The sequence below is a fragment of the Streptacidiphilus sp. ASG 303 genome, assembly GCF_020991365.1.
Classification (GTDB): Bacteria; Actinomycetota; Actinomycetes; order Streptomycetales; family Streptomycetaceae; genus Peterkaempfera.
Genome location: NZ_JAJLRA010000004.1, coordinates 80311 through 92048, shown reverse-complemented (window position 1 = coordinate 92048; position 11738 = coordinate 80311). Strand labels below are relative to the sequence as shown.

At 72.9% G+C, this 11738-nt stretch carries 10 protein-coding genes; 8 read left to right on the top strand and 2 right to left on the bottom strand.

Annotated features, from left to right (window positions below; genetic code table 11):
• Positions 1-10 precede the first annotated feature (10 nt).
• Together dnaN and dnaA are read right to left on the bottom strand one after the other, a co-directional pair.
• On the bottom strand, positions 11-1147 hold the full coding sequence (gene dnaN / locus LO771_RS07220; protein WP_230649145.1) for a DNA polymerase III subunit beta: 1137 nt from the start codon (positions 1145-1147) through the stop codon (positions 11-13).
• Positions 1148-2183: 1036 nt separating this feature from the next.
• Positions 2184-4418, bottom strand: coding sequence for a chromosomal replication initiator protein DnaA (gene dnaA, locus LO771_RS07215; protein ID WP_308188852.1), 2235 nt, complete (start codon positions 4416-4418; stop codon positions 2184-2186).
• 533 nt (positions 4419-4951) lie between these two features.
• Here dnaA and rpmH point away from each other — a divergent pair.
• The 8 genes from rpmH (at position 4952) to LO771_RS07175 (ending at position 11395) form a co-directional block, all read left to right on the top strand.
• Entirely contained in the window at positions 4952-5089 is a 138-nt protein-coding gene (gene rpmH / locus LO771_RS07210) for a 50S ribosomal protein L34 (protein ID WP_003975051.1), read from the top strand.
• A 21-nt stretch (positions 5090-5110) separates the two neighbouring features.
• The gene (gene rnpA / locus LO771_RS07205) at positions 5111-5542 is read left to right on the top strand and encodes a ribonuclease P protein component (RefSeq protein WP_230649144.1); all 432 of its coding nucleotides are present in this window, start codon (positions 5111-5113) and stop codon (positions 5540-5542) included.
• Entirely contained in the window at positions 5539-5880 is a 342-nt protein-coding gene (gene yidD / locus LO771_RS07200; RefSeq protein ID WP_230649143.1) for a membrane protein insertion efficiency factor YidD, read from the top strand. The genes rnpA and yidD overlap by 4 nt, the downstream gene beginning before the upstream one ends.
• Before the next feature lie 3 nt (positions 5881-5883).
• On the top strand, positions 5884-7017 hold the full coding sequence (gene yidC, locus LO771_RS07195) for a membrane protein insertase YidC (RefSeq protein WP_230649142.1): 1134 nt from the start codon (positions 5884-5886) through the stop codon (positions 7015-7017).
• A 48-nt stretch (positions 7018-7065) separates the two neighbouring features.
• Positions 7066-7611, top strand: a complete 546-nt coding sequence (locus LO771_RS07190; RefSeq protein ID WP_230649141.1) for a R3H domain-containing nucleic acid-binding protein — start codon at positions 7066-7068, stop codon at positions 7609-7611.
• Positions 7612-7918: 307 nt separating this feature from the next.
• A complete protein-coding gene (rsmG, locus tag LO771_RS07185) occupies positions 7919-8698 on the top strand; it encodes a 16S rRNA (guanine(527)-N(7))-methyltransferase RsmG (protein ID WP_230649140.1) in 780 nt (259 codons plus the stop codon).
• Between the two features lie 547 nt (positions 8699-9245).
• Positions 9246-10208: a ParA family protein gene (locus LO771_RS07180; protein ID WP_374228106.1), complete on the top strand. Its 963-nt coding sequence runs from the start codon at positions 9246-9248 to the stop codon at positions 10206-10208.
• Complete coding sequence (locus LO771_RS07175) at positions 10205-11395, top strand: ParB/RepB/Spo0J family partition protein (protein ID WP_374228090.1); 1191 nt, start codon at positions 10205-10207, stop codon at positions 11393-11395. The genes LO771_RS07180 and LO771_RS07175 overlap by 4 nt, the downstream gene beginning before the upstream one ends.
• Positions 11396-11738 lie beyond the last annotated feature (343 nt).

Genomic DNA, 11738 nt, shown 5'->3' with positions numbered 1-11738 from the left:
CGGCGGCGGGTCAGCCCGAGAGCCGCACCGGCATGATCAGGTACTTGTAGGCCTCGTCCGCCTCGGCGTCGACCGACGGCCGGCCGCTGAGCAGGGCCGGCTTGGTCGAGGTCGTGAAGCTCAGCTGCGCCACGGGGGAGTCGATCGCCGACAGGCCCTCCAGCAGGTACGCCGGGTTGAAGGCGATGGAGATGTCGTCGCCCTCCAGGTCCGCGTCGATCCGCTCGGTGGCCTGGGCGTCGTCGCCGGAGCCCGCCTCCAGGGTGAGCACGCCCTGCTCGAAGCCCAGGCGGACGGGGGTGTTGCGCTCCGCGACGAGGGAGACGCGCTTCACGGCCTCCACGAACGGCGCGGTGACGATCGTGGCGACCGCGCTGAACTCGGTCGGGAAGAGGCTGCGGAACTTCGGGAACTCGCCCTCCAGCAGCCGCGTGGTGGTGCGGCGCCCGGCGCCCTCGAAGCCGATCAGGCCCTCGCCGCCGCCCTCCTTGCCGGAGGCCAGCGCGATGGAGACCACGTCGCCGCTGCCGAGCGACCTGGCGGTGTCCAGGAGCGTCTTGGCGGGCACCAGGGCGACCGCCGACAGGCCCGGCTGCTCCGGCTTCCACAGCAGCTCGCGCACGGCGAAGCGGTAGCGGTCGGTGGCGGCCAGGGTGATCCGGTCGTCCTCGATCTCGACCCGGACACCGGTCAGCACCGGCAGGGTGTCGTCGCGGCCCGCCGCGACGGCGACCTGGGAGACGGCGGCGGCGAAGACCTCGCCGGAGACCGTGCCGGTGGCGGTGGGCATCTGCGGCAGCGCCGGGTACTCGTCCACAGGGAGGGTGGGGAGTGTGAACCGGGAGGACCCGCAGACCACGCTGACCCGCACGCCGTCGGTGGAGATCTCCACAGGCCTGTTGGGAAGTGCACGGGAGATGTCGGCGAGCAGCCGGCCGGAGACCAGGACGGTGCCGGCCTCCTCGACGTCGGCCTCCGCCTCGACCCGCGCCGAGACCTCGTAGTCGAAGCCGGACAGGCTCAGCCTGTTCTCCTCGGCCGTCAGCAGCAGGCCCGCGAGGACGGGCACCGGCGGCCGCGCCGGGAGGCTGCGCGCAGCCCAGGCCACCGCCTCCGCCAGGACGTCACGCTCCACCCGGAACTTCACCGGTCACCGCCTCCTGTGTCCCTGCTCTGCTCTCCGCGGACCGGCCGTCCCCACCCCTGGGGGCTTCCTGGGGACCGGGCTCGCTCCTGCTGCCGGAGAACAGTCTGACGCACTCCGCCGACACCTGGGGCAGACGGGCCGGAGGAGGGGTGAACGGATGTCGCACGGCCGTCGTCCACAGATCGGCGCCCCGCCCCCTGTTAGAGGAAACTCGGGGAGATCTATAGGTGGTGGTAGTAGTAGGGGCTGTGGATTAGGTGGAAAACCCTGTCCGGGCAGCTCAGAGCCCCTTTTTTGTCCACCGGTCCTGTGGGCGGCGCGGTGGACGAACAGGCCGTTTCTGTGGATGGGGCCGGTTTCCCCACAGCGCTTCCACAGCGGTCCCCAGGTTCTCCCCAAGGTCGCCCACAGGTTTTACCCAGGTTACCCACCGGCCACACCTCCCCCTTGATGTGACCGCTTTCACACGCACCGGTGAAAGGCCCTCCCGGCTTGCCGAACTGTGGACGTCGCTGTGGAGAACCTGGGGACAAACCGGCTGGTCCTGGGGACGGGCAGTGGACAACCGCGGCGAGGTGTTGACGGCCCGCCAGTCGTCCACAGCCTGTGGACAATGGTTCCCCACAAGCCCACAGGCGGGTGAGCTGGGGGGACGAGCCTACTGGGAGCAGGGGTGTGGAGGAGATCGGGACAACCGGGCGTTCCCCAGGGTGTGGACGGCCGACGACACCCCCTCCTGTGGAATTCCCGGTCGCCGACCGGAAACGTTCGAATGGACGGGCGTCCGTACGAAAGCGGATTGCCCCCCGAACGGCGGAGGGGCGACGGGAGAACTCTCCCGTCGCCCCTCCTGCGGGCCTCTGTCCGCCCCGATCCCGGCGCATCCGCTTTCCGGCGCATCCGCTTTCCGGTGCGTCTGGTTCCGGCCGTGGCCCGGCCGCGCTGTGGTCGGGCCACGGCCCGGCCGCGCTGTGGTCGGGCCACGGCCCGGTCGGGCCGCAGCTGCGGTCCCCGGGGGCCGCCGGGCCCGGTCCGGTCAGCTCTTGATGCGGTTGGTCAGCTCGGTGACCTGGTTGTAGATCGACCGCCGCTCCGCCATCAGGGACCGGATCTTCCGGTCGGCGTGCATCACGGTCGTGTGGTCGCGGCCGCCGAACTGGGCACCGATCTTGGGCAGCGACAGGTCAGTGAGCTCCCGGCACAGGTACATGGCGATCTGCCGCGCCGTGACCAGCACCCGGCTGCGGGACGAGCCGCAGAGGTCCTCGACGCCGAGCCCGAAGTAGGCGGCGGTCTGCTCCATGATGGTCTTCGCCGTGATCTCCGGGCCGGCCTCCTCACCTCCCGGGATGAGGTCCTTCAGCACGATGCCGGTGAGCTCCAGGTCCACCGGCGCCCGGTTGAGGCTTGCGAACGCCGTGACCCGGATCAGCGCGCCCTCCAGCTCGCGGATGTTCCGCGAGATCCGGGAGGCGATGAACTCCAGCACCTCCGGCGGGGCGTTCAGCTGCTCCTGGATTGCCTTCTTCCGCAGGATCGCGATCCGGGTCTCCAGCTCGGGCGGCTGGACGTCCGTGATCAGGCCCCACTCGAAGCGGTTGCGCAGCCGGTCCTCCAGCGTGACCAGCTGCTTCGGCGGCCGGTCCGAGGAGAGCACGATCTGCTTGTTGGCGTTGTGCAGGGTGTTGAAGGTGTGGAAGAACTCCTCCTGCGTCGACTCCTTGCTCGCCAGGAACTGGATGTCGTCGACCAGCAGGATGTCCATGTCTCGGTACCGCTTGCGGAAGGCGTCCGCCTTGCCGTCGCGGATGGAGTTGATGAACTCGTTGGTGAACTCCTCCGAGCTCACGTACCGCACGCGGGTGCCCGGGTACAGGCTCCGCGAGTAGTGGCCGATGGCGTGCAGCAGGTGGGTCTTGCCGAGGCCGGACTCCCCGTAGATGAAGAGCGGGTTGTACGCCTTGGCGGGCGCCTCGGCCACCGCGACGGCGGCTGCGTGCGCGAACCGGTTGCTGGCACCGATGACGAAGGTGTCGAAGAGGTATTTGGGGTTCAGCCGGGCGGCGGGCTCGTCCTTGCGGGGGCCGCCGGCGCCCTGGCCGGCGAGGGGGCCGCCCGGCAGGGGCGCCCCGGGCACGTGTGCGCCGGGTACGTGTGCGCCGGGTACGTGTGCGCCGGGTACGTGTGCGCCGGGTACGTGTGCGCCGGCCGCGGGCGGGGCCGCCGCGGGCGTCCCCGACGGCCGCACGGCCGGGAGGGGTCCCGTCCCGGGGCCGCCGTCGGACTGCCGCTCCGGCTGGTGCCGGCCGTCGCCCTCGGGGCCGGCCGGGCCCCGCCCGCCGGGGTGCTGGCCCTCGCCGTACTCGCCGCCCAGCAGGTGCCCGCCCAGCAGGTCCCCCTGGCCGCCGCGGGTGTCCCGGGTGTCCCGGGTGTCCCGGGCGTCGCGGCCGCCGCGGGACGGCTCGGGGGGGAGCTGGCGGAAGGCGTCGCCGGACCCGGCGGGACGCTCGGAGAGCGGGGGCCATTCGCCCCGCTCGTGGCCGCCGACGCGGTCGCCGCGGTCGGCCCGGTCCGTCCGGTGGTCGTCGTCGTAGCCGCGGCGGTCCTGGGGGTAGGGGGATCCGCCGTACCCGCCGCCGGGGGCCCAGCCTCCCTGGTCGGCCCATCCGGGCCGCTGGTCGTACGGGGCGGGCCGCTGGTCGTAGCCGCCGTCGTAGCGGAGCTGCTCGTAGCCGACGCGCGGGCCGCCGGGGGGCCAGCCCGTCCACCCGCCGTCCTGCGGCTGGCGGGTGTGGGGCGGCCAGCCCGTGCCCTCGCCCGCGGGGCGGTAGTCGCGGTCGGCGTCGTCCCGGTACTCCTGCCGCGGGGGCTCGGAGCGGGGCGGCTCGGACCTGACCGGCTCGGAGCGGGGCGGCTCGGACCTGACCGGCTCGGAGCGGGGCGGCTCGGGGCGCGCCTGCTCGGGCTCGGCGGGGGCCGGCGCGGCGAGGGGGGCCGGGGGCACTGCGTTGGCGTCCACCATGACGGCGATCCGCACGGGCCGGCCGAACTCGCTGCCCAGGATCTCGCTCAGCAGCGGCAGCAGCCGGCCCTCCAGGACCTGCTTGGCGCGCTCGTTCGGCGCGGCCAGCAGGGCCGTGTCGTGCATCATCCACATCGGCTGGGTGCGCCGCAGCCACATCTTGTCGCTGTCCCCGACCCCCGCGTCGCCGTCCAGCCGCTCGACGACCTTCGCCCAGGCAGGAGCGAGATCGCTGTTGACATCAGCCACTGGTGCACGCTTTCTCGTCCCACCTCTGGGGTGGTCTTGGTCGGGGCCCGGTGCCCCGGGCCGCCGCCCCGGGGCCTGTCCTCCGCGTGGTGGCGGGAGGCGCTCGGGGACACGGGCCGGCGGGGTGCGGGAGTCACGGGGAGATCTGGGTTGACTGGGGGATCTGGGAAACCTGGGAAACCTGGGAAACGCAGACAGATCCTGCAACGGTAATCAGCGGCGCCGCCTCGGTTCAAGTCGTTGTCCACAGGCTGTGCACAGCGGGGCGCGGCGGCGCGAGGTGTCCGGGGGTGTCCCGGACGGCGCGCCCTCACCCGGTTTGACCCGCGGTCCCCGCTCCGCGTACCGTAACCAGGTCGAGTTGTCGATGGCCGCTGCCGCATGCCCGCGGGTCACCCGTACGTACCAGGTGCAGCAGCGCAGGCGCCGTGAAACGCCTTGTTCCCCAGGTTCTTGCGAGGGGGATCGCGCGGACGCACGGTGACGGCCAGGCGACGCCCCGCCACCCTACGATTGATCCCTGGAGTCCCCGAGTGAGCAAGCGCACCTTCCAGCCGAACAACCGCCGCCGCGCGAAGACCCACGGCTTCCGGCTGCGGATGCGCACCCGCGCCGGCCGCGCCATCCTGGCCACCCGCCGCAGCAAGGGCCGCGCGCGCCTGTCCGCCTGATCCGGCTTCCAGGGTCATGTTGTGCTGCCCACCGAGAACCGGCTGAGGCGGCGCCAGGACTTCGCGATCGCGGTGAAACGCGGACGCCGTGCCGGCAGGCCCCTGCTCGTCGTCCACCTCGCACGGGGTGGCACGGAGGGGCGGACGGCCGGCGGCCGCGACGACTTCGGCCCGCACGCGTCGGGGGAGACTGCTCCCCCGACGCGTGCGGGTTTCGTCGTGAGCAAGGCCGTCGGTCCGGCGGTCGTGCGGAACCTCGTGAAGCGTCGCCTGCGTCACCTCGTCCGGGAGCGTCTGACCCTGCTGCCCGCAGGTAGCCTGATAGTGGTACGCGCGCTGCCCCCTGCGGGGACGGCGGACCACGCGGACCTGGAACGCGACCTGGACGCAGCCCTGCGGCGGCTGCTCAGGACGGAGACGACCGCTATCGGGCCGACGGGAGCAGGGCGATGAAGTACCTGCTGATGGGGCTGATCCGGGTCTACCAGTGGACCATCAGCCCGCTGCTCGGCCCCGTCTGCCGGTACTACCCCTCCTGCTCCCGCTACGGCTACGAAGCGATCCGGGTGCACGGAGCGGTGAAGGGAACCGCCCTCACCGCCTGGCGCATCCTGCGCTGCAACCCGTGGTCCCCGGGAGGTGTGGACCACGTCCCGCCGCGCCGGCGGCCCGTGTGGCACCGGATCCTGCGCGACCGCCTCGCGGGCCGGGACCCCCAGTGCCCGGCCGCCCCCCAGACCTCCGGCCCGGTCGACAACCCGGCGCCCACGCCAAATGCCCAAGGAGCCTGATTCGTGGACGCGATCCTGAGTCCTCTCTACGCGGCGGTGTCCTGGATCATCGTCCAGTTCCACTCGCTGTACAGCCATGTCTTCGGGCCGGACACGGGATGGGCGTGGGGTCTCTCCATCGTTTCGCTCGTGGTCGTCATCCGGATCTGCCTGATCCCGCTCTTCGTGAAGCAGATCAAGGCGACCCGGGCCATGCAGGCGATCCAGCCGAAGATGAAGGCCATCCAGGAGCGCTACAAGAACGACCGGCAGCGCCAGTCCGAAGAGATGATGAAGCTCTACAAGGAGGCGGGCACCAACCCCTTCTCGAGCTGCCTCCCCATCCTGGTGCAGTCGCCGTTCTTCATCTCGCTCTACCGGGTGCTGAACCACATCGCCCAGGGGAAGACGGTCGGCGTCATCGACCAGACCCTCCTGGAGAGCGCGCAGAAGGCGCGCATCTTCGGCGCCCCGCTCTCCGTGAAGTTCACCGACTCCGCGGACAAGGTCTCGGCCCTCGGCGCCTCCCTCACCGACGTCCGCATCGTGACCATCACGATGATCATCCTGATGTCGCTGTCGCAGTTCGTCACCCAGCGCCAGCTGATGACCAAGAACGTCGACCTCACGGTCAAGACGCCGTTCATGCAGCAGCAGAAGATGCTGATGTACGTCTTCCCGGTGATGTTCGCGGTCTTCGGCATCAACTTCCCCGTCGGTGTCCTCGTCTACTGGCTGACCACGAACGTCTGGACCATGGGCCAGCAGCTCTTCGTGATCCGCCGCAACCCGACCCCCGGCAGCAAGGCCTGGACGGAGCGCCAGGACCGCCTGAAGAAGTCCGGCAAGCTGAACGCCGACGGCACCCCCGTCAGGGGCGGCCTCACCTCCCTGGTCAAGGGCGGCAAGGCGGAGCCGGTCCAGCCCGAGGCCCCGGCCGCCCCGGTCGTCCGCCAGCAGCCCAAGCGCCAGACCAAGGCGCAGCGCCAGCAGGCCGCCCCGATGGGCCGTCCCTCCGACGACACCGCCGGCACCGGGACCGCCGACGCGGCGCAGGGCGCCCCGGCCAAGGCCGCACCGGGCGGCGGCAAGCGCCCCGGCCAGCCGGGCCGGCGGACGCCGCAGCCGGCCGGCCAGCGGCCGAAGAAGAAGTCCTGACCGCTACCCCCTGATCTTCGTCCCCCTCTTCTCCGAAGGAGTCACTCCGTGACGGAAGGCACCACCACCTCCGCCGCCGCGGACGCCCCCGCGCCCGCTTCCCCGTCCAAGAACGACCTGATCGCCCGGCTGGAGCAGGAGGGCGAGATCGCGGCGGACTACCTCGAGGGCCTGCTGGACATCGCCGACCTCGACGGTGACATCGACATGGACGTCGAGGGCGAGCGCGCCTCGGTCTCCATCGTGGGTGAGGGCTCCGGTGCCCAGCGCAGCCTGCAGCGGCTCGTCGGCCAGGGCGGCGAGGTGCTCGAGGCGCTCCAGGAGCTGACCCGGCTGGCCGTCCACCGGGAGACCGGCGAGCGCAGCCGGCTGATGCTCGACATCGCCGGGTACCGGGCGCGTCGGCGGACCGAGCTGGCGGAGATCGGCAGCAAGGCCGCGCTCCAGGTGAAGGAGACGGGCGAGCCGGTCAGGCTCTCCGCCATGACCCCCTTCGAGCGCAAGGTGGTGCACGACGCGGTGGCGGCGGCCGGCCTGCGCAGCGAGTCGGAGGGCGAGGAGCCGCAGCGGCGCGTCGTCGTGCTGCCGGCCTGAGGCGGCTGCCCGGGACCGCCGTGGAAGGCGCGCCGACGGCCCCGTCCGCCTTGTGCGGGCGGGGCCGTCGTGCCGTGGGACCGGGGGCGCCGGTGCGGTGCGGGCGGCGTTCCACGTGGAACGCGTGCGGTGGGCAGGAGTCCTCGCAGGCCGTTCCTCCGCCCGCCCGGTGGCGGGCCCGTCCGCCGGACGGGCGCAGGGCCGGAGGAGGTGGCGCGCCGGTGGGCGCAGCGGGTGGCGCAATGGGTGGACAGAGTGAGTCGGTGGGCCCGGTGAGTCGGCGGGTCCGGTGAGGGAAGAGGCTGGGATGGAGACAGGGACGCCTGCCGCAGGGGACGGGGAGGGGCTGCCCGAGGCCCCGCCGGCTGCGAGGAAGGTCTTCGGGGACCGTTTCGACGCGGCGGTGCGGTACGCCGGCCTGCTCGCGACGGCGGGGGTCCAGCGCGGCCTGATCGGCCCCCGCGAGGTGCCCCGGCTGTGGGAGCGGCACGTGCTCAACTGCGCGGTGCTGGCGGAGGTGCTTCCCGAGGAGGGCTCACTCTGCGACGTCGGTTCCGGCGCCGGACTGCCGGGGATCCCGGTGGCGCTGGCCCGGCCGGACCTCTCCGTGACCCTGCTGGAGCCGCTGCTGCGCCGTACCACCTTCCTGGAGGAGGCGGTCCGCGAGCTGGGCCTGGCCAATGTCACGGTGGTGCGCGGCCGGGCCGAGGAGATGATCGGCAGGCTCTCGGTGGACGTGGTGACTGCGCGCGCGGTGGCCCCGCTGGACCGGCTGGCCGGCTGGGGTCTTCCGCTGCTGCGTCCCTACGGGGAGATGCTCGCGTTGAAGGGCGACACGGCCGAGCAGGAGCTGGCCGAGGCGCGTGCCGCGCTGACCCGGCTCGGCGCGGTGGAGTGGTCGGTCGTGCAGGCCGGGGCGGGGACGGTGGAGACGCCGACCCACGTGGTCCGCGTCCGGGTCGGCGAGAGCCCGGGAGGCGTGCGTGCCGCGACCCGGCGGGCCAGGGCCGCCCGGGCCGGGCGGGGCGCCCCCGCCGGACGGGGCTCCACGGGCGGCCGGAGCGGGGGCGGGAAACGGCGCCGCTGAGGGCGCGGGACGACGGACAGGGCGGTGGCCGCAGGTGCGGCTGCCGCCCTTTGCCGTACGGTCCGGAGTGTCGCGCCCTCGGATATGCGACAAAACGGGCATGGTGTTTCACGTGAAACGTCGTTCCCTGCTTCCAGGAATCCTGAGCCGCAGCAGGGCTGCGGCCCCCGCTGCCGCCCCTCCGGGTGAAGATCCGGCTGCGGAGAGGGCGGAACACCCGCATCCCGCCCCCGGGCACCCGCTGCTGCGCGATGATGCGTCGAGGACCGTCGTGTCCGAGACCTCAGCTTCCGACCGGCCCGGAGAGGGGAGCCCACCCTTGCCGTCCGACGTCCAGGGCGCTCAGCCTGTGACCGACCCCGTGGATTCAGCCGCCGCAGCCGCGCTGTGGGCGGGCCGTCGCCCGGATCCGCTTCCGGGCCCCCGCATCGAGAGCCGCCCCGCCTCCCCCGCGCGCCACCCCGGAGCGGACCCGTCCCCCGGGCGCAGTCGCCTTGTTTCACGTGAAACACTGGCGCCCATGCAGGACTCCGAGACTCCCGTGCCGATGGACGCCGGACCCGTCGTCGACACCCCGATCGGGCGGGCCGCGCAGCTCGCCGTGGAGACGCTGGGCCGGACCGGGGAAGGGCTGCCGCGGCCGGCGCAGACCAGGGTCATCGTGGTCGCCAACCAGAAGGGCGGCGTCGGCAAGACGACGACCACGGTCAACCTGGCCGCCTCGCTGGCCTTCCACGGCAACCGGGTGCTGGTCGTCGACCTCGACCCGCAGGGCAACGCCTCCACGGCGCTCGGCATCGACCACCACGCCGAGGTCCCCTCGATCTACGACGTGCTGGTGGAGGGCAAGCCGCTGGCCGACGTGGTGCAGCCGGTGGTCGAGGTGGAGGGGCTCTTCTGCGTCCCGGCCACCATCGACCTGGCGGGCGCCGAGATCGAGCTGGTCTCGCTGGTCGCCCGGGAGAGCAGGCTCCAGCGCGCCATCGAGGCGTACGAGCAGCCGCTCGACTACGTGCTCATCGACTGCCCGCCCTCACTGGGCCTGCTGACGGTGAACGCCCTGGTGGCCGGCCGTGAGGTGCTGATCCCTATCCAGTGCGAGTACTACGCCCTGGAGGGGCTCGGCCAGCTCCTGCGCAACGTCGAGCTGGTGCGGGCGCACCTCAACCCCCACCTGCACGTCTCCACCATCCTGCTGACCATGTACGACGCACGGACCCGGCTGGCCGCACAGGTCGCCGAGGAGGTCCGCAGCCACTTCAGCAAGGAGGTGCTGCGCACCGCGATCCCCCGCTCGGTACGGATCTCGGAGGCGCCCAGCTACGGTCAGACGGTCCTGACCTATGATCCGGGCTCCAGCGGGGCGCTGTCCTACCTGGAGGCGGCGAGGGAGCTGGCGCTTCGCGCCGCCGCGCCGGCCGGACCGGCAGAACCGCAGGGCCAGGAGTACGGTTCCGGCGTGCAGGCCGGGCCGGCGCACGAGCAGAGCACGATGGAGGGCAACCGGTGAGTGGTCGCAGGGGTCTGGGCCGAGGGCTCGGAGCACTGATCCCGCCAGCGGCGGGCGGGGCCGACACGGAGCGGCCGCCGGCACAGCCGGAGGCCCCGGCCGCGGCCGAGGCGGTCGGGCACCCCCTGCCGAACGGCCGGACCCTGATCTCCCCCGGGGCCGCGTCGCCCACCGCGGTCCCCGTGTTCCCGGCGGGCCGCGGCACGGTGGCGGCGAAGGCCGCCGCCGAGGCGGCCCGCGGCACGGAGCCGACGGACGGCGGTCCCGCCGCACCGGCCGTACCCGCCCCAGGCGCCCCCGCTGCCGCTCCCGGGCCGGCCTCCGCACTGGCCCCGGTGTCGGGGGCCCGGTTCGCCGAGCTCCCCCTGGACGCGATCACCCCCAACCCCCGTCAGCCCCGGGAGGTCTTCGACGAGGAGAAGCTGCAGGAGCTGGTCACCTCCATCAGGGAGGTGGGCCTGCTGCAGCCGGTGGTGGTCCGGCAGACCGGTCCCGACCGGTACGAGCTCATCATGGGCGAGCGCCGCTGGCGTGCCTCCCGCGAGGCCGGACTGGAGCGCATCCCCGCCATCGTGCGGGCCACCGAGGACGAGAAGCTGCTCCTGGACGCCCTGCTGGAGAACCTCCATCGGGCCGAGCTCAACGCGCTGGAGGAGGCGGCCGCCTACGACCAGCTGCTGAAGGACTTCGGCTGCACCCACGAGGAGCTCGCCGACCGCATCGGTCGTTCCCGGCCCCAGGTCTCCAACACGCTGCGCCTCCTGAAGGCGTCCCCCGTCGTCCAGCGGAAGCTGGCGGCGGGCGTCATCTCGGCCGGGCACGCCCGGGCGCTGATGCAGCTCGACGACCTGGAGGAGCAGGAGAAGCTGGCGTCCCGGATCAACGCCGAGGGGCTGTCGGTGCGCACCGTCGAGGAGATGGTCCGCACGATGGGGCAGCGCACCCGGCGGAGCAGCCCCCGCCCCGGCGGCCGCATCTCCCCCGCCTTCGGCGAGCTGGCGACCCGTCTCTCGGACCGCTTCGAGACGCGGGTGAAGGTCGAGGTCGGCCAGCGCAACGGGAAGATCGGCAAGGGGAAGATCGTGGTGGAGTTCGCCTCGATGGAGGATCTGAACCGCATCCTCGACAGCCTGGCGCCGGGCGAGGGGTCGCTCCGGGGCGAGGAGCGGGGCGCTCCCGCCGAGTAACCGCCGCAGGGCGGTGGCGGTGACGTCGGTCTGATGGTCTGACCGGCCGGGGCCGGTCCGGTGCACGTGTTTCACGTGGAACCGGGCCGGCCTCTCCATTGCCGTGCGTCTCTATGGCCGCGCTCCTTCGTTGCCCCGCCTCCTTGTACCCCGCCTCCCCGTGCCCCGCCTCCCCGTGCCCCGCCTTCCCCTTGCGGCGTTCCTCCCCTGGTTGCGGCGCGTCCGCCCGCCGACCCCGGCCTCCCCGGAGGTCCTCCCCTCCCCCGCCGGGCGGGTGGCACCGGGGTTCACGCTCTGCCCGGGTGCACGGACGCTCGGTAGGATGCGCCGGAGAACGCCGTAC

Bases quoted from the DNA above. Each gene is read 5' to 3' on its own strand.
- yidD (WP_230649143.1), top strand. From the start codon at position 5,539: ATGAAGTACCTGCTGATGGGGCTGATCCGGGTCTACCAGTGGACCATC.
- rsmG (WP_230649140.1), top strand. From the start codon at position 7,919: ATGGAGACAGGGACGCCTGCCGCAGGGGACGGGGAGGGGCTGCCCGAG.
- LO771_RS07180 (WP_374228106.1), top strand. From the start codon at position 9,246: ATGGACGCCGGACCCGTCGTCGACACCCCGATCGGGCGGGCCGCGCAG.